General features: G+C 49.6%; 20 protein-coding genes. 12 read left to right on the top strand and 8 right to left on the bottom strand.

All coding sequences use genetic code 11. The annotated features are described in order from the left end of the window. The first annotated feature begins 587 nt into the window (after window positions 1–587). From ACG2E4_RS14950 to ACG2E4_RS14925, 6 genes are all read left to right on the top strand, one after another. Window positions 588–1,112 carry a hypothetical protein gene (locus tag ACG2E4_RS14950; RefSeq protein WP_395259345.1) on the top strand — a complete coding sequence of 175 codons (525 nt, stop codon included), beginning with the start codon at window positions 588–590 and terminating at the stop codon, window positions 1,110–1,112. Next, window positions 1,109–1,693 (top strand): hypothetical protein, encoded by a 585-nt coding sequence (locus tag ACG2E4_RS14945; protein WP_395259346.1) that lies wholly within the window; start codon window positions 1,109–1,111, stop codon window positions 1,691–1,693. The genes ACG2E4_RS14950 and ACG2E4_RS14945 overlap by 4 nt, the downstream gene beginning before the upstream one ends. An 8-nt stretch (window positions 1,694–1,701) precedes the next feature. Then, entirely contained in the window at window positions 1,702–2,229 is a 528-nt protein-coding gene (locus tag ACG2E4_RS14940) for a hypothetical protein (RefSeq protein WP_395259347.1), read from the top strand. 843 nt (window positions 2,230–3,072) lie between these two features. Beyond that, a complete protein-coding gene (locus ACG2E4_RS14935; protein ID WP_395277038.1) occupies window positions 3,073–3,672 on the top strand; it encodes a hypothetical protein in 600 nt (199 codons plus the stop codon). 110 nt (window positions 3,673–3,782) lie between these two features. Next, window positions 3,783–4,643 carry a hypothetical protein gene (locus ACG2E4_RS14930; protein ID WP_395259349.1) on the top strand — a complete coding sequence of 287 codons (861 nt, stop codon included), beginning with the start codon at window positions 3,783–3,785 and terminating at the stop codon, window positions 4,641–4,643. After that, on the top strand, window positions 4,640–8,068 hold the full coding sequence (locus ACG2E4_RS14925) for a hypothetical protein (protein WP_395277037.1): 3,429 nt from the start codon (window positions 4,640–4,642) through the stop codon (window positions 8,066–8,068). The genes ACG2E4_RS14930 and ACG2E4_RS14925 overlap by 4 nt, the downstream gene beginning before the upstream one ends. Before the next feature lie 206 nt (window positions 8,069–8,274). Here ACG2E4_RS14925 and ACG2E4_RS14920 read toward each other — a convergent pair whose 3' ends face one another. The 5 genes from ACG2E4_RS14920 to alaS form a co-directional block, all read right to left on the bottom strand. Beyond that, window positions 8,275–8,649, bottom strand: coding sequence for a hypothetical protein (locus ACG2E4_RS14920; RefSeq protein ID WP_395277036.1), 375 nt, complete (start codon window positions 8,647–8,649; stop codon window positions 8,275–8,277). A 750-nt stretch (window positions 8,650–9,399) separates the two neighbouring features. After that, the gene (locus ACG2E4_RS14915; protein ID WP_395277035.1) at window positions 9,400–10,665 is read right to left on the bottom strand and encodes a pyruvate dehydrogenase complex dihydrolipoamide acetyltransferase; all 1,266 of its coding nucleotides are present in this window, start codon (window positions 10,663–10,665) and stop codon (window positions 9,400–9,402) included. Window positions 10,666–10,776: 111 nt separating this feature from the next. Beyond that, the gene (locus ACG2E4_RS14910) at window positions 10,777–11,760 is read right to left on the bottom strand and encodes a pyruvate dehydrogenase complex E1 component subunit beta (protein WP_395277034.1); all 984 of its coding nucleotides are present in this window, start codon (window positions 11,758–11,760) and stop codon (window positions 10,777–10,779) included. Between the two features lie 109 nt (window positions 11,761–11,869). Beyond that, window positions 11,870–12,970, bottom strand: coding sequence for a pyruvate dehydrogenase (acetyl-transferring) E1 component subunit alpha (gene pdhA / locus ACG2E4_RS14905; protein ID WP_395259354.1), 1,101 nt, complete (start codon window positions 12,968–12,970; stop codon window positions 11,870–11,872). An 87-nt stretch (window positions 12,971–13,057) separates the two neighbouring features. Beyond that, the gene (gene alaS, locus ACG2E4_RS14900; protein ID WP_395277033.1) at window positions 13,058–15,742 is read right to left on the bottom strand and encodes an alanine--tRNA ligase; all 2,685 of its coding nucleotides are present in this window, start codon (window positions 15,740–15,742) and stop codon (window positions 13,058–13,060) included. Between the two features lie 634 nt (window positions 15,743–16,376). Here alaS and ACG2E4_RS14895 point away from each other — a divergent pair. Both ACG2E4_RS14895 and ACG2E4_RS14890 read left to right on the top strand, forming a co-directional pair. Then, window positions 16,377–16,946 (top strand): DUF502 domain-containing protein, encoded by a 570-nt coding sequence (locus ACG2E4_RS14895; RefSeq protein ID WP_395259356.1) that lies wholly within the window; start codon window positions 16,377–16,379, stop codon window positions 16,944–16,946. A 167-nt stretch (window positions 16,947–17,113) separates the two neighbouring features. Then, a complete protein-coding gene (locus ACG2E4_RS14890; protein ID WP_395277032.1) occupies window positions 17,114–17,857 on the top strand; it encodes a sugar transferase in 744 nt (247 codons plus the stop codon). A gap of 313 nt (window positions 17,858–18,170) precedes the next feature. On the opposite strand, the gene ACG2E4_RS14885 is transcribed toward ACG2E4_RS14890, so the two are convergent. The 3 genes from ACG2E4_RS14885 to ACG2E4_RS14875 all read right to left on the bottom strand — a co-directional run bounded on the left by ACG2E4_RS14885 (window position 18,171) and on the right by ACG2E4_RS14875 (window position 20,579). Next, window positions 18,171–19,097: a hypothetical protein gene (locus ACG2E4_RS14885; protein ID WP_395277031.1), complete on the bottom strand. Its 927-nt coding sequence runs from the start codon at window positions 19,095–19,097 to the stop codon at window positions 18,171–18,173. A gap of 405 nt (window positions 19,098–19,502) precedes the next feature. Next, on the bottom strand, window positions 19,503–20,093 hold the full coding sequence (locus ACG2E4_RS14880) for an outer membrane protein (protein ID WP_395277030.1): 591 nt from the start codon (window positions 20,091–20,093) through the stop codon (window positions 19,503–19,505). 126 nt (window positions 20,094–20,219) lie between these two features. Continuing rightward, window positions 20,220–20,579, bottom strand: a complete 360-nt coding sequence (locus tag ACG2E4_RS14875; RefSeq protein WP_395259360.1) for a response regulator — start codon at window positions 20,577–20,579, stop codon at window positions 20,220–20,222. A gap of 210 nt (window positions 20,580–20,789) precedes the next feature. Here ACG2E4_RS14875 and ACG2E4_RS14870 point away from each other — a divergent pair, with 210 nt between their 5' ends. The 4 genes from ACG2E4_RS14870 to ACG2E4_RS14855 all read left to right on the top strand — a co-directional run bounded on the left by ACG2E4_RS14870 (window position 20,790) and on the right by ACG2E4_RS14855 (window position 23,773). Then, window positions 20,790–21,266, top strand: coding sequence for an NfeD family protein (locus tag ACG2E4_RS14870; protein WP_395259361.1), 477 nt, complete (start codon window positions 20,790–20,792; stop codon window positions 21,264–21,266). A 160-nt stretch (window positions 21,267–21,426) separates the two neighbouring features. Continuing rightward, window positions 21,427–22,365, top strand: coding sequence for an SPFH domain-containing protein (locus ACG2E4_RS14865; protein ID WP_395259362.1), 939 nt, complete (start codon window positions 21,427–21,429; stop codon window positions 22,363–22,365). Then, window positions 22,362–23,303 (top strand): SPFH domain-containing protein, encoded by a 942-nt coding sequence (locus ACG2E4_RS14860; protein WP_395277029.1) that lies wholly within the window; start codon window positions 22,362–22,364, stop codon window positions 23,301–23,303. The genes ACG2E4_RS14865 and ACG2E4_RS14860 overlap by 4 nt, the downstream gene beginning before the upstream one ends. Window positions 23,304–23,404: 101 nt before the next feature. Then, a complete protein-coding gene (locus tag ACG2E4_RS14855) occupies window positions 23,405–23,773 on the top strand; it encodes a DUF3127 domain-containing protein (RefSeq protein WP_395259364.1) in 369 nt (122 codons plus the stop codon). Window positions 23,774–24,045 lie beyond the last annotated feature (272 nt).

Below are 24,045 nucleotides of genomic sequence, written 5' to 3'. Positions count from 1 at the left end.
TTGTGAGGATACCCAAATTTGAGCTACCGGGTACTATCGCTGGATATCATAATATCATTGGCTTAAGCCGTAATTTGTTCTACTTCGTGAATAATTCGGGTTAATAACTTCTTGATTCTTGAGTCCCTTGTGGATCAAGACAAAAAGAACAACTCTGTTTTAAAAAAACTACTACTATTTTCTTATTGAAGCTTCCTAACCCTCCTTCCCTGTTCATTTTTTGTACGGACAAAAAGAAAAAAAGCCACGATACAACCGATGATGGCCGGAATTGTCATGGAAAACCGCTGAATATTTCAATACTTTGCTACCCGTAATTAGAGTAATATCATCTGCTGGTGTACTCACCACTTAAAAAGTATAATAAAGCAAGTAGCGTAACAATAGGCAAAAACTCCCCCTTTGAAGGGGGTTTGGGGGATGTAGTACTCCCACATAACTGTTTGGCTACGTAACAAATTTAGTGGTTATAACACTAGCAACGTGCAGGAAAAGCGATTACAATCTCTTAATTAAAAATTTATAACTGGTATTCTCCTTACAGATCCCTGATTTTCCAGTTCGTTATCCCAAAATAAAATCCTAATATGATCATCTCCGGAATGAAGCGGTTACATCTCATATACATAATCGGGCTCAGCGTATTGCTTGCGGGTCTCCATGCCGGCAAAGTTAACGCGCAGGGGAACGATGTTTCCATCGATGTGTCTGCCAACGTTATCAGTTCCGTTGAGCTGCTGACCCTCCGGTCGATGCAGCTTTCCGGGGATGAAGCGATCAACGAGGTGATCCAGATTGATCCCACCACCAGTGCAAACGCAGGCAAGATGGTGGCCTACGGCACCCCCAATTCCGATATTCGCATCAGCTACCTCACCTCCCGTGAACTTACCCGGATGCAGGGAACCGAAACGCTCATGTTTAACTACCGTGTGGCGGGAAACCAGCAGGAAGACCAGGGCTCGGCCGAACTGCTTGATATCGAAAACCGGGAGTTCCGTTTCAACCAGGATGGTAAATTTTTCCTCTGGATCGGGGGAAATGTAGATATTTCAACGGCCACACCCGGCAACTACCAGGGAGAGTTCACCCTTGAAATTGAGTATATATGACAGCGCGGTTCTGCTCCATACTTGCGTTCCTGCTGGCCTCCGGATGGAGTGGTTACGCTCAGGAGATCGAGTTCGGCAAATATGGTCCCTACCAGTTTAGCGACGTACAAGTAGCCAACCAGGAGGGATTACATTTTGGCCAGGTCATTACCGAGAGCGGTTTTTATGAAAAAGATATCAGCAACAATATTCCCCGCGTGGAACTCACAGGCGTCAAGTACCTCGATGCCTACGTCTACATCACTACAACCGGGGGATGCGGCAGCTACCCGATGTCTGACCTGAATTTTCAACTTAAAGCAGCATACGACAATACCGGTGGCTCCCGCCTGATCTCCGAAGCCAAATTTCTGCCGGTATCTTCCAACAACGAGTATATTTTCGAATTTCCCATCCTGGAACGCAAAAGCCTGCCTCCCGGTCCACCTCCTCCTCCGCCAACAAACGCCTTTGAGCAGTCGAAAGTGGAGGAAACAGCATATATCTACCTGTTTGGAAACATCGACGTCGGTGACGTGGCCGCCGGCACTTATTGCAGTGAAATCAATGTAGAGATAAGCTATGTCAGTTATGACAACTAGTGTCTATTATGAATTGTAATAATAAATCGTACGTTTACGTGCTGCTCTTTCTGCCGTTTCTGTTGACTGCGCCGGCAGAGAACGGGTACAGCCAGTTTCTCGATCTCGAGCTGGATGTCGACTCGGAGCTTACCGCCACTACGGAGCGCCCGCTGCATTTTGGGACGCTCTCGCCCAACAGCGGGCGGGTTGAAATACCGTTTGGTGCGGTAAATATGGGCATATTCAGCATTCGGGCGCTTGAGCTGCAAAACCTGGTGGTCTCTATTGATATGCCGGAAGAGCTGCACCACGATAACCCGGCGGTGGAGGAAGCTGTACCACTGGACCTGCAGGCGCGCTACGGATATTCACCTCAAAATTACCAAACTTCCGAGCCTCTCCCGGAACTGACCAGCAGTATCACGGTGGCACCCACACCCGGACCGGGACCCTGGAGCATATTCTATATTTTTATCTACGGTTCCGTTAACCTGGGCAATGTGCCGGATGGCGTATACGGCAATGACATTGTACTTAATGTGGAGTACATTTAACGCGTTTTTCGGCTAACAGGGAGGTTTTGATAACATGCTCCTCACTACTTATCAAATTGATGGAAGTGTCTCATTTCGTCCCTCCCTGAAGCGACAATTCCCTGTGTGAGCTAACCTTTGCCCGTCCCGATACTTCTTTGAGTGGAAAAAGAGTGTTTTCCCAACCGGGGTGTTCCTTTTGGCTTGATCCAAAAGGAACCTAAAAGATCCAGGCGGTGAATAGGGCACCTGCTCAATTCAAGGCCGGGAAAAGCCGATCTATATTTTTGTCCTGTCTCCTCGTCAAACAGAAATCTTCCGTTTTGGAATGATGCTATAACCCGTTCATGCTACTTTCTCCTTCGAAATCCATAATCCCCAATTCATAATCCTTCATTCCCTTCCGGCCCAGAGTTTATAAGCCGCCCGGGACAAGCGCAGCAGCGGTGCGGTTTAGTTATTTGTAGAGTGGTTATTCGTTATTTGTTTGACCAATAACTGATAACCAACCTCCCCCGGTACCTTTTTGGGTTCGTTATTTGGTCGTCCAAAAAATGAATAGGGAAAGCGAATGAAGAAACCCAAAAGGAAAAGGGCTACATTAAAGCTTTATAACTTGCCTGATCCCACCTCCACCTGTATCATTGGGGCGAGTTGAAAACAGGACAAAAAGCGTGCGAGAATGCAAAATATTCCACTTGCTCTTCCCCTAATAAATGTACGCTTGCGGGCTCCAGAGCCCAATATTAAAGAATTCTTAATTAATCGATCTTAATTTTACAAACAGCTTCTTTTTGCTAGGTTAACGACAGAAACAAGCAACAACAACAGTTTTTTAAACCGTAACAAACATACATAAAAATCATGAAACGTTTACTCTCATTCATCCCCGCGTTGGCTTTCGTGCTGATATTAAGTGGTAGTGCTTTTGGTCAGACATTAAACTCATCAATTAATGCGGAAGCAACAGTAGTAACTAATATCAGCGAAGATAAAACCCAAGATGTTATTTTTGGTCAAATTCCACAAGATATTCAAAACACAACTCCTGCTTTAGACCCAACTGCAGATGATGGAGCGCCAGTTGGTGTCTCAGGCGGAACGGTCCAAATTGGATATATTGTCTTCAGTGGTAATAACGGAGCTACTCTGTCTGTTACTAATCCTGGTGCAACTGAACTCACAAATGGTGGCTACTCTATAGATTTTACTCCAACTCTTTGCTACGATGATGGAGACGCGACAACAAATAATTCTTCTTGTAGTAACACCGCAGAAGCGAATGGAACAGATGTAACTATTGATGGTACAGGAGACTATACGTTTGGCGGTACTGGCACTATTTGGATTGGTGGAGAATTGAGTAATCCCTTGGATGACACTGATAGTTCAACAAGTTCATTAACAAACGGTACTTATAATGGTTCAGTATCATTCACAGTAGATTATACTTTCTCTTCATAAACTTAACTCTATCTTCAAAAAGCTCCAGACAGATCATCTGGAGCTTTTTTTATACACCCCAACTTTCTATATATTGTGGCCTTATTTATCAGGTTAAAAACTATTAAGCTATGTTAAAGACCATATCAAAACCTATACAACAGGCTACAATATTTTTCGGGACGCTTCTCTTCGCGACGCTATTTTTCGCAACACAAGTCCAGGCGCAGGTCAGCATTGCGCCCACCTCGCTGTTTTTCGACAGCCAGAACCGCTTTGGTTCATTGACCATCAGCAACGGGGGGCAGCAGGCCCAGGAGATCTCCATCAGCACGGAGTTCGGCTATCCCACGTCGGTTGACGGGGATCTGCAGATTGTACGGGATTCGTTGCTGGCGCAGGAGAAATCGCTGGCCTCCTGGATGAAAGTATTTCCTCAAAATTTTACGCTTCAGCCCAACCAGCGGCAGGTCGTGCGGTTTGTGACCCAGCCGCCCCAGGGACTGGACCCCGGCGGGTACTGGTCGCGCGTGCAGGTTTCTTCCAACCCGGTGTCGCCCCCTATCGAGTCGGTGGAGGAAGGACAGGTCGGAGCCCAGATTAACCTCGTCGTCAACCAGGTCATCTCGGCCCATTTCAGAACCAGTGACGCCACCACCGGCGTTGAGGTAACGGGGGTCGACTTCACGCAGGCAGACAGTACCAATACCGGCGAAATAGCGGTCCACATGGAACAGACCGGCAACGCCCCGTTTATCGGGTCGGTCGGCGTCCAGGTGCAAAATGAGGCTGGTGAAACGGTGTTCGAGACTTCCACGACCAATTCGGTATACACCACCATCACCCGCACGTTCAGTTTCGATATTTCCGATCTCTCCCCCGGCACCTATACTGTTTCGGGGAGTGTGAGCAGCGAGCGCCGGGATATCAGCCAGGATAATTTGCTGCAAATAGAACCGGTCACCTTTGAACGTACAATAACGATTGAGTGAGAACATGGGCGGCCATAAAACATATCTCCGTTTGGGCAACGGCAATCATCCTGCTGTTTGCCTTTGCGCCGCCGTCTCACGCCCAGGAGGGTGATACCGAGGCCACCGAAGTCTATCTAACCTTTCGGTATCGCGGTATCGTCAATGTCTACGTTACCAGCTATTACAAAGACGACCAGTTTTACCTGCCGGTCAGCGAGCTTTTCAACGCGTTACAGATTCAACACCAGGTTGACCAGGGGACGCTCACGGTTTCCGGGAGCTACCTGGGGGAAACTGAATTTGAGCTCAACTTCCAGCAGCAGGTGGCCCGCGCCGGGGATACCGAAATGGAGCTGCGGGCCGACGATTTTATCATTCCCGACATCGACTATTTTGTAACCCCTACCGTTTTCGAGGAGCTTTTCGGGCTCACCTTTACCACAAATTTCAACAATCTCACCCTCGACCTGGAGACCGAGGACCGCATGCCGGTGGTCGCCCAGTACGAGCGGGAACAGCGCAGGCAGCAGCTGGACCGTGACGAGCCGCTTTACGAGCAAACCTTCTATCCCCTGCGCTACGACCGCGAACACAACGTTGTTGACGGGGCATTTCTGGATTACAACCTATCTGCGGTCTACAGTGGCGGTTCTGCCCTGTTTACCTTCAGCAATGCGATCGGGGGCGAGCTTTTGGCCGGAGACCTGCAGGGCAACCTGTTCGGGGCATTTTCACAACAGCAGCAGTCATTTACCACCAGCGGCCTGCGGTGGCGCTACGTTCAGCGAAACAACAGCTATTTCAGCAGTGCGGTTGTCGGGCAGACCAACTCCGAGGGGTTCGGCCAGCGTTCCATACGCGGGGTGCGGGTCACCAATAAACCTGTTGAGCCCCGCCGCCTTTTTGACCGCTACGCCATCGACGGCAACACCACGCCCCAGTCGGAAGTTGAGCTCTACCTGAATAATAGCCTGGTGGATTACCAGGAAGCCGATGAAAGCGGCAATTATCGCTTTGTGGTGCCGCTTACCTACGGGAGTACCAGTTATTCCATCCGCATCTATACCCCTTCCGGACAGGCAATAGAGCGCAACAGCCGCCTGCAGGTTCCATTTGACTATATTCCGAAGGGAGAAGTAGATTACTCGGTTAGCGCGGGTGAACTGACAAACCCGATCCTGGGGTTCACCGACGGCGGATATATGGCTGACGCCTCGGTTTCGGCCGGACTCAGCAACTGGCTGACTGCCCGGGCCTCTACCGAATACCTGACCCAATTTCACAACACGGTGCCCTCCTTTACCGGCACGCTCAATGCCCGGCTTTTCTCCAACTACCTGGTCAGCGCCAATGTCAATTCGGAAAATTTCTACCGGTTCAGCTCAAGCGTGGTGTACGGCAGCGGGGCCAGCTGGAGTCTATCCTACGACTACAATCCCGGTGACAGCCGGCTTTACAATGTGGGAGGCAGCGATCACCAGGCGCGGATCAATCTGTTTACCCTTTTTAACCTTGGGACGGTCCCGCTCAATATTCGCTGGTCTTCCACCTACCAGCAAAATGCCTCCTCCAGCCTGCTGCGCTATCGGGCCAACCTCAGCACACGGCTGGGCAGGCTCAATATCCGTTTGGGATACCAGGATCAACAGTCAGGGACGCTTGCTCTTGTGAGCACCCAATCTTCGCGGCTGACCAACTCCTACACCTACTCCATGGGGCGCAGACCCGACATCCCGCACTTGATCCGCGGCATGTTTATACGGGGACAGGTAAGCTATCTGCCCGGTATCCGGGAGTTTGAGGAGATGGAATTCCAGCTCTCCCGTGACCTGTTACGCACCGGCCGCCTGCAGCTCTCTTTTGGTCACAACTTTTTGGGAGATTTCAACACCGTGGGACTAAATGTAAGTATCGATTTAAACAACGTGAGGAGTAACACCTCTGCAACTTCCAACGGCTCGCAGTATTCCCTGACCCAAAATATTCGGGGCTCTGTCGGCTACGACGGTTACGGCGACCAGGTAATCCTCAACAACCGGCAGCAAGTGGGACAGGCCGGCACCGCCGTGCGCCTGTTTATTGACAACGACAACGACGGGGAATACAGGCAGGAGGTGGATGACCTGATCCGGGATCCGGCCGTGCGGCTGAACAGGAGCAGCGGACGAACTTCGGTCAACAATGGGCTCAACTACATCTCCCAGCTGCTGCCCTACTACCGGTATGACATCGAAATCAACAAGAGCGCACTCAGCAATCCCCTGCTGGTTCCCGAAGTAGAAAACTTTTCCATTATCACCGATCCCAACCAGTACAAGCCGATCGAAATACCGTTTTACCTTTCCGGGGTGATCTCCGGCCGGGTGGAACGACTGCAGGTGCAGGGAAGTGACAGCACGCGGAAAGGGCTTTCCGGGGTTCGGTTGTACCTGCAATCAAACTACCGGGATGCCGGGTCGCGTCGCCCCCACTCCGAAGAGATCCGCACATTTTCTGACGGCTCTTTCTATACCTACGAAGTGCCCCCGGGCAAGTACCACCTGTTTGTGGATCCAAACCAGCTGGAATTCCTGGGAGGAGACATCGAACCCGATACGATGAATATTGAAGTCAAAGCCCTTCCCGAAGGCGATTTCATTGAAAACCTGCTGTTTACCGTCGCCCCGGAAAAAGACACGCTAAGAACGAATACGCCTGAATCTCCCCGGGCGCAGTCGGACCAAACCCAATTTGTGGTACAGGTTGGCAGCTACCAGTACTACCGAAATGCGACCCAGGCCGCTGAGCGGGCCCGCAACGAATTCAATCAAACGTTCTCCATCCGGTTCAATCCCCAAACAAATTTAAATGCCGTGCGCTCTTCCCCCGTTACCGGTTGGGACGCAGCCCTGGAGTTACTTTCAAAAGTGCGCGCAATCCCGATCTTCGATAATCCAGCACTGGTAATTCAGGATAAAAAGCAGGGGTCCGTTCCGGTTCAGGTGGCCACTTTTACCACAAGACAGGAGGCCCGGCAGTTTATCAGTGAGACTAATGATACCCTGGAGTATGAACTCAATTATTATCAAAATCCGGCTGATGAGCTGTTCAAGGTCTACCTGCTAATCGATCCAACTATGGAAGACCCCGCCCAGAAAATTGAGCAGTTGCAAAACACCGACCGGTTCGGAACCACCTCTGCCATACAAACCGATTCCCTGATACTCCGGGAAACCGAGCTTGCCTACGAGATAAGGATCAGCGAGACAGATGAAGACCCGGATTCAGGCCTTGTTCTTCCCGAAGGGATTCCCAGTGGAGACGTTGAGAAAGGCTCCGCGCCGGGCGCCGCAATCACCATCAAGAACCTGGGAAGCTGGAGGCGAATCCTCGAGATCCAGGCCGCTCTTAAACAATTAAATCCTGATATAGCACCGATTGTCATCCTAAAGCCCAAAAACTAACGGCTGTCAACCGGACGCTAACGAAAATATTTAGCAGCTTCTGTTTTCAGAAGAGATAAATGCGCTTAAATAACAACAAAATCATGAGGTGGGATAGAAATTTATAGTTTCGATCACCGATCCAGAACTTATAAAATACCATGCAGTTTCTATCCTTTTTTTATATGGGAAGAAAATACGGGATAGAAAAGTCCTGTCTTACTTTTTTAAAAATAGTCAATAGTTGTGACAAGCGTACCACTGTACATGCCGCGATATCCCCGATCCCCGTTTTGCTGATCGGCTCCGGAGAACCTGATATTAACGTGTTCTGAATCTTCCTGGTTGGCCATATCCACTGACAACGTTACGCTGTCTCCCTCCGTGTTGGTCAACTTCAATTCTTTTTCGGATTCGATATGCACCTGTTTTCGATCCATTCCCGTCAGGGCGATTGTCCCGATCTCTCCATGTACCCCGTTCTCTGCAAACATAAGGTTGGGTTTGCTCTCCGAGGTTGCACTGACGCTGCTCTCTACCTTTACAGAAACACGCATGGTAGCCTGGGCGGTACTCTGGGCATGGCTCCAGATCGTTACCATCGTAAGTAGAAGAAAAGTCAGTATGTAATTCTTGTTAATCACCCTTTCTCCTGATCCGTTTTTCAGTTCAGGAGTATAATATTAAAAATTCTTAATATTATTAAATTTTAATGTTAATTAGTTTTTTCTAATAATATAAATACCTGTATACACACTTAAAACCGGTCTTTTACAATAGTTATATTTTCCATCAGCTATAAATCTGTCTTCAACAGGATTTTAGGATTAGAATTAAAAACCGGCATATCGTCTATTTGGCGAAAGTTGACTAGAAAGCACAGATACGAAAAAGGCTATTTTCTACAACTCGTTGAGGCGTGACATGTCGCGTCTGTACTGGATTTTGCCTCGGCTTCCGCGCCGCATTCAAGGCCGTTAGAGCACGGGAGATGTTTTTTATCTCCTCGTCAAACAGAAATCTTCCGATTGGGTATTGGTGCTATAGCCCGTTCATACAAACTCGCCTATAAAATCCATAATCCTTCCTTCTTATTCATAATCCCCACTCCGCTGCAGGCGTGGAGGGATAGAGAACGATGCCCTTTCTAAAACACCTAGGGGGTTCGAACAAGGCCCTGGTACCAAACCTATCGTGACTTTTTGTGGATACCCAGTCTAGACAAACCAGCAGCGTGGAAATAATGGATTGGCTTTCCTCTGAGGAAACTCAGGTCGCGTTGAGACTCTCGAAAACTAAAAAAGCCCCTCAGTGAGGGGCTTTTATTTAGAAGGTCAGATTTACTATTTCGTCTACAAGAGTATAGCGAGCGGATTTTCCAGCATGTTGCGGAGTGTATTCAGAAACTGGGCTGCCTTTGCGCCATCTACAATGCGGTGATCGCTGGAAAGCGTCACCTTCATCCGCTTGCCGGGGACCACCTCTCCATCCCTGACCACTGCTTCGTCGCGAATCGCTCCCACAGCAAGGATGCAGGCATTTGGTGGATTGATAATAGCGGTAAACTCCTCAATCCCAAACATCCCCAGGTTGCTGACTGTAAACGTGCTGCCTTCCATCTGTTCGGGCTGCAATTTTCTGTCCCGGGCGAGCTCGGCCAGTTCGCGCGTTTCAGCCCCGATCTGTTGCAGTCCCTTTTGATCGGTGTGGCGTATCACCGGGGTCATCAGTCCCTCATCAATGGCTACTGCCACCGCTACGTGAACATCCCCGTGCTTGACAATCTTGTTGGATTCTTCTATCCACGAGCTGTTTACATCCGGGTGCTTGCGAAGCGCGTGCGCGCAGGCTTTGACAATAATATCGTTGAAACTGATTTTTTGCTCGCTCACCTCGTTAACCCTGGAACGAGCTTCAAAGAGCGAATCAACATCGATATCAATCGTCTCATAAAAATGGGGACTGGTGAATTTGCTTTCGGAGAGGCGGCGTGCAATAGTTTTGCGCATTTGAGAGATCCGAATCTCCTCATCCTCCCGGCTGGCTGCAGGGGCGGGAGCTGCTGGCGGGGCGGCTGCCGGCTCATACTCTTCAATATCGCGCTTGATAATTCGCCCTTCCGGTCCTGAACCCTGCACGTTGGAAAGCTCAATACCTTTGTCTTCGGCAATGCGCCGGGCCAGCGGGGAAGCCTTAATTCTCCCGTTGCCACTACCCGAGGAAGTCTCCTCCTCCAGGTCGCTGAACAATGGATCGTACTCCTTTTCCTCCTCTTCTTCAGCTGCAGACGCCTTATCTTTTTTTGACGATTCGGAGGAGGCATCTCCGGATGTTCCCCCACCGTCACCAATGCCCTCCAGGAGTTCACTAATATCTTCCCCTTCCTCCCCGACAATAGCCATCGCTTCGCCAAGGGGAACGGCATCTCCCTCATCGGCCAGAATTTTCAGGATTGTTCCGGCATCAAAGACCTCGACCTCCATCGTAGCTTTATCGGTTTCCACTTCAGCTATAATATCACCGGATTCAACGTTATCCCCTTCCTGGACATTCCACTTAGCAATCACTCCTTCTTCCATCGTATCACTAAGCTTGGGCATCTCAATTTTAATGGCCATATCGTTTTACCTTAAATGATTATATAGTTTTGTTTAATTTTACATCGCAGACGATAAGCAGCAACTACCAGATCCCTGGACTGGCACCTGCCTGGAAAATAAACCAAAAAATTATTTGCGGTATGTTACCGTGTTGATCGCATCGATAACCTGGTCGGCACTCGGCAACCACATGTCGAACAGGTTCTTAGCAAAGGGCGCGCTGGTGTCCGGCAGTGTTACCCGCAACACCGGGGCATCCAGGTAGTCAAACGCCTCACGCTGGATCAGATAGCCCACTTCCGCCGCCAGTCCTCCAAAAGGGTGAGATTCATCCACGATGACACACCGGTTCGTTTTTTGGATCGACTTTACAATGGTCTCAATATCCAGCGGTTTTACCGTGCGGGGATCGATAATCTCCACATCCACTCCCTCTTTTTCCATCTGCTGGGCTGCCTGTTTGGCTACGTGGTACATCTTCCCATGAGCCACCACGGTCACATCGCTTCCCTCGCGCTTCACTTTAGCCTTGCCGATCGGGATGGTGAAGTCATCATCTTCCGGCACTTCGCCCTTGAGTCCGTACATCTGTTCCGACTCCATAAAAAGCACCGGATTGTTATCCCGGATAGCTGATTTCAGCAGTCCCTTTCCGTCGGCGGGCTCAGAAGTATAAATCACTTTCAATCCCGGGAAATGGGCATACATCGCATCATAGGCAACCGAGTGGGTAGCGCTGAGCTGTCCCGCAGAAGCGTTGGGGCCGCGAAACACGATCGGAACCGAGACCTGTCCCCCAAGCATATACCGAACTTTGGAAGCGTGATTTATGATCTGGTCAGCTGCCAGCACCGCAAAGTTGAAGGTCATAAACTCAACAATGGGGCGAAGGCCATTCATCGCCGCCCCCACACCAATACCCGCAAAACCGAGCTCGGATATGGGTGTGTCAATCATCCGCTTGGAACCGTATTTGTCCAGCAGCCCTTCCGTCACCTTGTAGGCGCCGTCATATTCAGCGACCTCTTCACCCATTACAAAAATATCTTCATCCTGCTCCATCTCTTCATCGATGGCAGCTCGTAGTGCTTCTCTGAATTGTAATTCAGCCATTGTTCAACGTTAGATTCTTAGTGTTATATCTTAGTTAGGTCTGGGGGGATCAGCATCTCCCGGCGCAAAAGCTCGCGAGCCGCGCACCACCCAACGATGTCCGCAACGATTACTTGTGGAACGGATGGTCATCTTCTACAAAAACATCTTTATACAGATGCTCTTCGTCAGGGAACTCACTTTCCTCGGCAAAATCAATCGCATCCAGAACGCGCTGCTCAATATCCTCCTGGATTTCGTCAATCTTGTCCTGATCAGCAAGCTCATTGTCCAGCAAATAGGATTTGATCCGTTCAATAGGATCCAGTTCCTCATACTCTTTCAGCTCCTCCTTTGTACGGTATTTCATCGGGTCAGACATTGAGTGCCCCCGGTAGCGGTAGGTGCGGATCTCCACAAACCACGGTTCGGAATTTTTGCGGATATCTGCAGCGATCTCTTTCATTTTTTCATAGACCGTGAAGACATCCATTCCGTTGATCACCGCACTTTTCATGCCATAAGCCTCGGAACGCTCGTGGATTTCGCCCACGGTATGGCGATGTACGGCAGTTCCCATGGCATAGCCGTTGTTTTCCACCGCATAGATGCAGGGCAGTCCCCAAAGCTTGCTCATGTTCAGCGTTTCGTGTAGAACGCCCTGGTCAACAGCGCCGTCTCCCAGGAAGCAGGCGGTAACCCGCCCCGTATCGCGATACTTGTTGGCAAAAGCGATGCCCCCGCCAATCGGGATGTGACCACCAACAATGCCGTAGCCGCCCCAGAAATTATTCTCCACGTTGGCAAAGTGCATTGAACCGCCCTTGCCTTTGGAGCAGCCGGTCACCTTGCCATAAAGTTCGGCCATGCCCTCTTTGGGGGTGACGCCCCGGCACAATCCCCAGCCGTGATCTCGGTAAGCGGTTATGATATCGTCGTCATCATTCAGGGCGTACACCGTTCCGGTAGAAACCGCCTCCTGCCCCATATAGAGATGCAAAAATCCTCCAAATTTCCCCTTTTGATACATCTGCATGGCACGCTCTTCAAACCGGCGCTGCAGATACATCTGCTCAAACATATCGACGACATCCTGCTCAGACAGGCCTAGTGACTTATGTTTTTTTCGGGTTGGAGACGGGAGTTCAGTACTTCGCACAATTTGTCCATTGGTACGAATACCGGTACCCGATGGTGTGAAGGTAATTTCTTTGTTTTTTTCTTTTGCCATAAAATAAACAGGGGTTTTAACTAGTGCTTAGAAGCCAAAATATACCTAAAAAAATGAAAGATTACAGACGTAAAGCGCTATAAAAATCTATTCCATATTTCTGCTGATAACTTTTTCAATATTTTGCAAAACGTGAGGCAATTTCTCGGTGTCCCGCCCCCCGGCAGTGGCTATACCTGGCTGGCCTCCGCCTCCGCCGCCCAGCATTTTGCCGAGCTCGCCGACGAGGGCGCCCGCTTTCAAATTCTTTTCCCTGATCAGGTCTTCGGTCACCGCCGCCGCGATGTAGACTTTGCCCTCTTCCTCAATTCTGGACCCCAGAACGGTCACCGTCGATTGTTTGCTTTTTTCGAGCGACTCATATCCAAGCTGCTTGAGCAGATCCATATCCGCACCCTCGATCTCCCCGGTCACCAGCTTGATACCCCCGGGGAGAATCTCCGCATCACGGATCAACCGGTCCAGCTTGTCGGAGCTCTGCTGCTTCTTCAACCGTTCCAACTCTTTTTCGAGTGCTTTTCGTTCTTCGATCAGCGACCTGATATCCCTGACGAGATGCTCGCTTTGCCCGATTTCGTTTCGGATGGAGCGGACAAGCTTTTTCTCCTCCCGGAGCAGGTCGTCGGCCCGGCGTCCCACCACCGCCTCAATACGGCGTATGCCGGCCGCGGCAGACGATTCACCCAGGAACCGGAGGTAGCCGAGTTCGCCGGTAGCTTCGGCATGGGTGCCCCCGCAGAGTTCTACCGAATATTCCTCATCAAACGTAATTACACGGACCCGTTCTCCATATTTTTCGCCAAACAACATCATTGCGCCCCGCTCTTTAGCCTCCTCGATGGGTACGGACCGCTCCTCCTGGCGTGGAATATTCTCCTGTATCTTGTCGTTGACCAGTTTCTCGATCTCCTCAAGCTCATCAGGGGTCACCTGCTCATAGTGCGAAAAGTCGAAACGCAGGTGCTGCGGGTCTACCAGCGAGCCCTTTTGGGCCACATGCGCACCCAGCACTTTGCGGAGCGCAGCGTGCACCAGGTGCGTGGCGGTATGATGTTTCCGAATTTCGCGGCGCCGTTCGCGATCAACCAGCGCCTCCCAGGTTCCTTCCGGATTCTCGGGCAGCGAGTCAACGTAATGTACGAAACGATCCTGTACTTTCTGCACATCCAGCACGCGCAGGTGCTCCTCTCCGCTGCTGATGATCCCGGTATCGGCCACCTGGCCGCCACTTTCCGCATAAAAAGGCGTTCTGTTTAGAATAAGTGCACAGCGGTCGCCCTCTTTCCGGTAGGCCACGATGCCGGTCTCCGCTGAAAGCTGGTCGTAGCCCACAAATTCAAATTCGTCGGTATCCATGACCTGCTGCCAGTCACCTTTTTCGGCTTGCTCTGCACTAAATGATCCGGCCGCACGGGCGCGATTTTGCTGTTCCTGCATTCGTTTGTTGAAGCCCTCCTTATCCACTTCCACGCCCCGTTCGCGGGCCATAAGTTCGGTCAGGTCGATGGGGAAACCATAGGTATCGTGCAGCTTGAAGGCGTCTTCCCCGGACAAAACCTCCCGGTTTTCGATCATCTCATTAAAAAGCTCAATCCCCTGCCCCAGCGTGTTGAGAAAACTGTTTTCTTCCGCGCGTATTACATTGGTAACATAATCCTGCTGTTTAATCAACACCGGGAACACCTCTTCGAACTGGTTCGCCAGTACAGGGACCAGCTTGTGAAAAAACGGCTCCTTCAGGTCCAGCTTATCCCAGCCGTAGCGGATGGCGCGCCGCAGGATCCGGCGTACCACATATCCACGCCCGTCGTTGCCGGGAGAAGCCCCGTCTGCGATGGCAAACGATACCGCCCGGATGTGGTCGGCGATAACCCGCATGGCAATATCGATCTCCGGGTCACGGCCGTAGGTCACCCCCGCCAGTTTCCCGATCTTATCCAGCAACGGGCCAAAAAGGTCGGTATCGTAGTTGGAGCGCTTGTCCTGCAGCACAGCTACTATCCGTTCAAAGCCCATGCCCGTATCCACATGCCGGGCGGGCAGTTTATCCAGCGAGCCGTCCGGCTGCCGGTTAAACTGGATAAAAACCAGGTTCCAGATCTCCATAACCCGGGGATCATCCCTGTTTACGAGCTCTGTCCCATCTTTCTTTTGTCGCTCCTCATCGGGACGAATATCCACGTGCACCTCGGAACAGGGTCCGCAAGGCCCCGTTTCGCCCATCTCCCAGAAGTTATCTTTCTTATCGAATTTGAGAATATGGTCCGGATCAATTGAGGTTTCCTCTTCCCACAGTTCAATAGACTCCTGGTCCACTGGCAGACCGTCTTTATCATCGCCCTCAAAAACGGTTGCATACAGGCGGTCGGGCTCCAGCCCCCATTCATCCACCAGCAGCTCCCACGCCCAGCGTATTGCCTCACGCTTAAAATAGTCGCCAAACGACCAGTTGCCCAACATCTCAAACAGCGTATGATGGTAGGTGTCGTGCCCCACCTCTTCCAGGTCGTTGTGCTTGCCACTCACCCGGATGCAGCGCTGGGTATCCGCTGCCCGTTTCCACACCTTTCCACCCGTTTTGTAGCCCTCTTCCTCCCCCATGAAAATAGGTTTAAACTGGTTCATCCCGGCATTGGTGAAGAGCAGCGTGGGATCATCCTGAGGAACAACCGGAGCACTGTCTACAATAATATGCTCTTTCTCCTCGAAAAATTTGAAGAATTCATTTCTGATTTGTGATGCACTTTTAACGGGCATGTAAATATATTCCAACTATTTGCGATTTTACGGAGCGACTGAAAATAGTAAAAAATGACCTTTTACTCATCCGGCAATTCAACTGTTTTTAAAACAAGCGATTTTTTAAAGCCGGCATAAAACTCAGAGCCGTACCATATCTTAGGTACAGCACAGTTAACGCCTTTTTAATCCTGGATGAATTGCCACCCACAAAGCAGTAGAGAACCATTTTTAGGGGCCTTTGTAGAACCTGCCATTTTGTTGGGAGATAGTTGTACTACCGACCTTAGTGCCCTTTTAACGGGAGTTCAACTCCCTCAGAACGAGAACTTGAGGGGGTTGCAAAACCCTCTTTTGATGAGTTTTTCCCGGAGATGGAGGGCAGGAGGATTCAACCCAGGTGGATTAACCGGATTATTCACCAAAAAGTGGTTGTGCACGACACCTGGCCACCAACAGACCTGCAGAGCTGCGTTGAGAAGCCATTGTCGGGGCAACGAAGTAGAACTAGCTGCAGCCAAATTTGAGCGACAGGTGACTTTCAATATATCATATAATATCATAGGCTTAACCTCGTATTTTACTATTTCGTGAATAAGCCGGGCTAAAACAAGCTGTTAACTGGTAAACGCATTAAAACCAACATTAAAATTAACATTCTTTACTCATGAAAAATCTATTCAACAACTTTTTTCGCGGTTTGTTACTCGTTTTCCCGGTGGGTGCCACCATATATATTATCTACGGGCTCGTTCGGTGGGCCAATGCCTCACTCAACACGCTTATATTCGAGCCTTTCAACGTCGACATCCCCGGACTTGGCATTTTTACCGTATTTTTCGGGGTTTCCCTGCTGGGTTATGTCTGCACCCGCGCCTTTGTGCGTCCCCTGGTCAACTATTTTGAACGGTTCCTGGCCAGCCTGCCGCTTGTCAAAATTATCTATACCTCGATCAAAGAGCTGACGGAGGCGTTCGTCGGGGAGAAGAAAAAATTCAACCGGCCGGTACTTATTGAGCTCAATGACACCGGGCTTAAACGGTTGGGATTTATCACCAGCGAGGATCTGACTGAATTTGGACTCAGCGATGCTGTCGCCGTCTACTGTCCACACTCCTACAACTTTTCAGGCAATTTCTTTTTTGTGGAACAAAGCAAGGTAACTCCGGTAAAAAAGAATTCCACCGAAATAATGAAGTATATAATCTCAGCAGGAGTGACTGATATTAACAGATAAATTACTGTTTTTTAAAAAATTTATACTTTTCAAAATTCACTTATATTTATTTAATTGTAACAGTGAACAAACTTCATGATCTTGTATACTAAAATAATTACGCTTATATCATCTACGATATTCACTAATATTATCGATCGCTATTACTTCATAAACCAAGTTGAACCATGCCTGCAAACGGACTATTGCCTAACAATCTTATGACGAACGGGCATCGTCTAAACTCCGAACTGCCCATTGAAGAAAAAATTCTTTTGGAAAAAAGTTTGGATTTTGTGTCGGAAAAAGATCAAAAAGGGCCGACGATTGACCTTTTTTTCCATGAGTTGACGGGTAATGAATCGCGCCCCAAGCGATATTTTGAAACCGTGGCCGGGCTTTTGGGATTTCTTCTTTTTGCTGCGACCCTGCCGATATTTTCGTTATTGATTATACTCACTTCCGGGAGACCCATTTTTGTGACAGATCATTTTATCGGGTACCGGGGATCCAAATTGAAACGCTTTTTTTATCGTGTGCGGCGGTCTCCGGGCAGCTCACAAAAAACACCGATCGGAAAATTTTTGAAGGCCACCGGTTTATACAAGTTGCCGAATTACATCAATATTTTGAATGGGGACATGGCCTTGGTAGGTCCCAATCCCCTGCCGGTGGAGAAGAGTGAAAAGCTCAATAAAAAATTTACCGATTTCTACAAGCGATTTGCCACAAAACCGGGTGTTATAGCAGTCAGAAACGGGCGTTCCTGGGATCTGGATCAAGACCCCTCTGTATTGAGCCACAGCTTGCAGTGTGAGCTCCGCTACCTGGTGTATCCCACCTTGAAAAAAGATTTTTACGTAATGCTTGGCAGCTTCGAAGATCGAGTCTGCCCACGACAAAAATCCCACAACAGCCAACCGGCCCTGTAACCGTATATAGCAAGACTAAAAAGGCAATTAGTTGCACGGTTTGCCGCTAATCCCTCTAAATACGTTGCACTTTATACGGTTATGGACATCTACCCTGGGCCCTGCCCAAAATGACAATTTATGACCAACAGAATGGGGTGTTTATTTTGGCTTGATCCAAAAGGGAAAAAGCTTCCGTAACTTTGCAAGCGAGTTCCAAGTAGTACCGGGAAATCCTCACATTCATCAATTGAGATGCCTTGGGGGGCAATTTTTCTCCTGAGTCAACGTCAAATAAGATATCTACCTATGCGAGTGTTGAAGAATAATCAGGCTAATAAACTTCCACAAAAGTACGCGGCCCCGGCTTGACATGCCGCTTAAGGTTATTTTCATCCCATTCGTCCGGAGATTTTCCAATGACCTCCTCTCTCAGATCCAGATAACTGTGCAGCTCTTTTTTGGCCAGCGCCCGGTATATTCCCCCTTCCATTCCCTTGAGTCCACAGATATACAGCAGTGTATTTTCTGCTTCAAGAATGGGATCCAGCAGCTCCGCATCATCCCAAAGGCAGGTTTGCACATAGCGTTTGGTGCCATCCGCCCGGCGATCTTCGCGTGATACGTAGGGTAGATAGGTAAAATTCGGGTATTTGTTGTCGAGGGGTTCAAAATAATCCGCATACAGCAGGTCCGTACGATACGGGCAGCCGAATATCAGCACAATATCATTCTCAAGGCCCGAATCCAGCAGTTCCATCACCATGCCACGAAAAGGCGCGATACCGGTGCCGGTCGCAAAAAAGATATAATTAAAATCGGTGGCATTTTCAGGGAGTAAAAACCGGCGGCCACTCGGGCCGGTCATTTTAACAGTATCTCCGGGCGAAAGGTCTGCCAGGTAATTGGAGCAGATGCCCAGATACAGGCTGTTGTCATCCCACTCCTCGATTGTTCGTTTTACCGTGGTTGATACGAACCGTGCTTCCCCGCGCTCCCCCTCCGTTGGTGAAGAAACCGAATAGAGCCTCAACTTGTGGGGGCGCCCGTTTTCATCCTCTCCCGGAGGTAAAATTCCGATCGACTGGCCCACGCGTATCCTTCCCTCCAGTTCGGTTCCTGAGATGTCAAACGTGAGGTGGCGTACATAATTGGGACTGGCCTCCTTGGTGCAGATCCAGTTTTCCACCACCGGAACTTCTACAGGATCGCGTGGGCTGTAAATATTTAGTTCTACTTCGGGAAGTTTAATCTCGGGCATCATTTCTCCATTTAAATGTGGCACTATCAGTTGGATAACTTCAACTTTTCAGAAGCTGATGCCCGATAAATAAACAAAATTATTTACAAACAAAAAGCCCCGCAGAGCGGGGCTTAAAAGAGACAGGAAATCAATTTTAACGTAAACTCGGGTTATGGAATGTAGTAAAACAAGTACGAGAAGATGTTGTCTACCGGCCTTAGAAATTTTTGTCGGTACAGTGACCGCAGCCAGTGCGTTAAGAAACCAAAGCCGGGTGAGATCCGCGTTTTCCAGCGGATCGAGTTCAATGGTTTTAGCTCAAAAGAGGGCTTTTATGAACAATGAATACCGTTCGGGGAGAGTTGTACTCCCGCTTTATATCCCAAATAAGGGTCACCAGGCATCAGGCTTTGCAAAGGTCTCTCAGAGATAAAACATCAGTCCGACAGTAAATACGTTACCACTAAAATCGGCATCATCGAAGTTCTGTTCGTTTTTATCCGGATTCAAAAACATATACCTGTAATCGGCGTTCAGGGCGGCATTGGAATTGATTGGCAACTCGAGACCCAAGCCCAGGTGATAGCCGAAATTAAACTCGTTGTCGTTCTCATCCGTTAAAGGGCCTTCGGCATCGTAAATCGTGTAGTAGGCTCCTATTCCCGCCAGTCCATAGGGAGCAAAATTTTTGCTTACCGGGGCGAAAAACATCAATGACCCGGTTACGGGAACAAACTTGGTTTGGAGTTGTTGCCCCGCAAACTCATAGGTTTGACCCGCCCGGTACTCTACGGACCCCTCAATGCCCAGTACGGGTCCCAGGCGAAGGCGTGTTTGAACTCCACCGTACAAATTACCTTGATCAGCGTCAGCCGCCTTGTAATATCCCAAGCGCGGCCCAAAGCCGATTGTATTTTTAATAGCGGCCCTGTCTGAACTTGTGGATTGAGCCTGGGTTAATAACGGCACCGTTAAAAATGACAATACAAAGAGTGGCAACAGCAGTCTCTTCATTATTCCGATATTTTTTTGAACATTGGCGTTTACACCTACCTTTAATGGTATATAACGCCTTATGTTCCTCTCGATAAAAACTACGGTTGCTATCGCTTGTTGATCTATTTACTGCAAACAATCCTGCTATGAGGCCATATCAAGCGACCTGCTCAACTCCTGATAGGAGACCGGTTTTGTAAGAAAATCCAGGTATTTCACCCGTTTAATCCGGTTTTTATAGATTTCATCCGAATTTCCGGTCACAAAAATAACGGGCGTTGGATTTTCACTGTTGATCGCCTGCATAGCGTCTATCCCATCGATCTGCCCGTCCAGCCGGATATCCATTAATATCAGATCGGGCTTGTGCCGCTTGGTGGCCTCTACCGCCGCTTCCCCCGTGGTCACTTTGGCTACGACATTGTGGCCATTTTTCAGGACCATCTTCTCAAGCATCAGGGCGATGATCATCTCGTCCTCAACAATAAGTATATTCCTCTTCATGATTCTCTTTGCTAACTTTTTCAATTTTGCTGACTCAACAGGACAAGAGTCCCGGCGAAACCACCTGTTACACTCACCAGGCATTAATATTTTTTAATGTAGGAGGAAATCACTTTCTGATCCCCATAGAAAAATCAAATTCGGGTCGATTATTGATTTATTTTTTATAACATTTTCTAAGAGTTTACTAAACCTTAAAACCAACGCAATATGGATGGAGAACTGCTGACCTGGATTTTTATGATCGGGGGAGTGCTCCTGATGGTTATCGAGATGGTGGTTCCCGGCGGGGTCTCTTTCTTTCTCGGATTGAGCGGGATACTGGTCGGCGGGCTTCGCCTGCTGGGCTTTTTAACGGAACCAACCACGGCAGTACTGGCATGGCTCCTGTCCTCTATCGGGTTGATTTTACTGATGCGGCCGGTAATGAAGAAATACTGGGGTGGAGAAAGTTCTTTCAAGCTGGCCGACGAGGATTTTGAAGCGATCGACGAAGTGGTGGAGGTCGTCGAGCCGGTCAATCCCGATGACAACTCCGGGCGAATCCGCTACCAGGGCATCTCCTGGCAGGCGCGAACACTGGAGGGAAAGCTACACAAAGGCCAGAAAGCGCGAATCAAGTTCAGGGACAACGTCACCTGGATTGTGGAACCACTTGACGAGATCCAGGATGGGAATATGTCGTAGGCTCATTTCGGGACTTGCCCAGCCTGTGGAGGTACGTCGAATATTTTACACAAAAATATCCTTTTTCACCTGTAACTTTACGGCTTTTACCATCATCGAGAGGGTTTTAAGCCGTTCAAATTACATTTTGACTAAAATCACAAATCATTGAGGAAATACCATGTGGACTTTTTTATTGATTCTGATCCTCATCGGCGTGTTTATCGTCACCAAGGTTTTTATGGTGGTGGAAATGCGGGAAGAGGTCATCAAAGAACGCCTCGGCAAATACCATGAGACGCTCAAGCCGGGCTTTCACTTCCTGATCCCCTTTGTGGATCGCCCCGCCTACCGGCAGGAGATGCGCGAGCAGGTGATCGACGTTCCCAGCCAAACCTGTATCACCAAAGACAACATCGAGGTGGAAGTGGACGGGCTGGTGTACATCAAGGTGATGGATTCCTACAAAGCCAGTTACGGGATCAGCGATTACCGCCCGGCGGCCGTAAACCTGGCACAGACCACCATGCGGAGCGAAATCGGGAAGATTACGCTGGACGAGACGTTCTCGGAGCGCGAGCAGATGAACGAAAATATTGTCCGCGAGATCGACAAGGCCTCCGATCCGTGGGGCATCAAGGTGATGCGGTACGAAATTAAAAATATTCGTCCCTCCAGCGACGTCATCAACACCCTGGAAAAGCAGATGGAGGCCGAACGCGACAAGCGCGCCGAAATTACGGAATCAACCGGAACCCGTGATGCCCGCATCAACGAGTCGCAGGGGGAGCGGCAGTCGGCGATCCTGCTCTCCGAGGCGAACCGCCAGAAACGGATCAACGAGGCCAGGGGAAAAGCCCGGGAGATGGAACTGATTGCCAACGCCACCGCCAAGGGCCTGGGCCGCATTGCCGAGGCGATTGAACAGCCCGGCGGACCGCTGGCCGTTAAAACGCGGCTGACCGAACAGTTTATTGATCAGCTTGGCAAGGTCATGGAAGGAGCCAACATCTCGGTGCTCCCCACCGAAACCGCCAACCTTAAAACCTTTTTTGAAGGCGTAGAAAAAGTGAGCGACCACACCCAGCCCAATTCCAGATCAACAGGAGACCTGCAATGATAGAGACGATCAGCAAAGTAGTACTCGGAATACTCGCAATTTACATCCTCTACAAATTTATCCAGTCGATTCAACTGGTTCCCACGCAAAAAGCCTACATTGTGGAACGGCTCGGCCGGTACCAGAAGACACTGGGACCCGGTTTTCACGCCCTCATTCCGTTCCTGGACCAGGTGAAATACCGGCAGGATCTGCGGGAGGAAACGATCGAGGTGGAACCCCAGGAGTGCTTCACCAAAGACAATGTTAAGGTGGAAGTGGACGGGGTGATCTACCTGAGCGTCATCGACCCGGTCAACGCCAGCTACGGGGTCACCGACTACCGTTTTGCCTCGGTTCAACTGGCGCAAACCACGACCCGCTCGGTCATCGGCACGATGGACCTCGACGACACGTTCGAAGAGCGCGCCCTGATCAACAAAGAGGTGGTGGAAGTGCTCAGCGAGATGGAAAAGTCATGGGGCATCCGCGTGCACCGCTACGAAATAAAAAATATTGTAACGCCCCGCACGATCCAGCGGGCGATGGAGCGGCAGATGACCGCCGAAAGAGAACGACGCGCCACGATAGCCCATTCTGAAGGCGTCATGGAATCATCCATCAACGATGCCGAAGGCGTGAAACGGGAAGTCATCAACGTCTCCGAGGGCGAAATGCAGCGGCGAATCAACGAGGCGGAAGGGGTGGCCCAGGAGATTGAAGAGCTGGCCGAGGCAACGGCCACTTCAATCGAAGCGATCGCCAAGGCCCTGAATACGCAAAAAGGCAAAGAGGCAATGCAGATGCGCCTGGCCGAAAAATATATTGACCAGCTGGCCAAGCTTTCGGATGAGGAAAATGAGGTTATCATCCCGACCGATATCACCAATTATGATGCCGTCATGAAGGGACTTTCCCTGGATAAGATCTCGATCGTACCGGACCGGGAGCAGGCGTAAATTTTCCCGTTCAACACTCCAATTTTTTATTGATATAAATCCCAGGCATCCATATCCTGAACCAATGTATGGAACATTGAATATTCAGGTTATCATTTATTATGGATTTGCAGATTGAAGGCAAGGTAGTACAAGTGTTGGAAGAGGAGTCGGGAACCAGTAAAAATGGTCCCTGGCGCAAGCAGGAGTTCATCCTGGAAACGCAGGACCAGTATCCCAAAAAAGTTTGTATCACCCAGTGGGGCGACAATATCGACCAGTTCAACGTGCAGGAAGGCGAAACGATCACCGCACATATCGATATCCAGAGTCGCGAGTACAACGGCCGCTGGTATACCGATGTTAAAGCGTGGAAAATTGAACGGGGACAAGGTGGAAATCCAGGAGGTCCTCCGGAGGATGATGTACCTTTTAATGACCAGGAGCCCACCATTGACATGGACAACCTGGATGACGATGTCCCGTTTTAGGAAACATCCTTTCTGAGAGTGGCAGACCTGTTGTAAAACAGCACTCAACCCGCGGTACTGCCGCAGCTTTTTACTGAAAGATGACTTTGCAAAACCCTCAATTCCTCGTTTTGAGGAAGTTGTACTTCCGTTAGCAAGGTCAATAAAGTCGGTGGTGCAACCACCTCCCAACAAAATAGTGGGTTCTGCAAAGATCCCTGAAAATATCGCCATTATCCGGGACCTGTTTGGGATTGCGGAGAAACGAGCACACCAACAGGGGCGATTCCAAC

The organism is Halalkalibaculum sp. DA384, from assembly GCF_043951955.1.
Lineage (GTDB): Bacteria > Bacteroidota > Rhodothermia > Balneolales > Balneolaceae > JAMQKA01.
The sequence above is the reverse complement of the archived record's forward strand: the minus strand, read 5'-3'. Positions and strand labels throughout refer to the sequence as shown.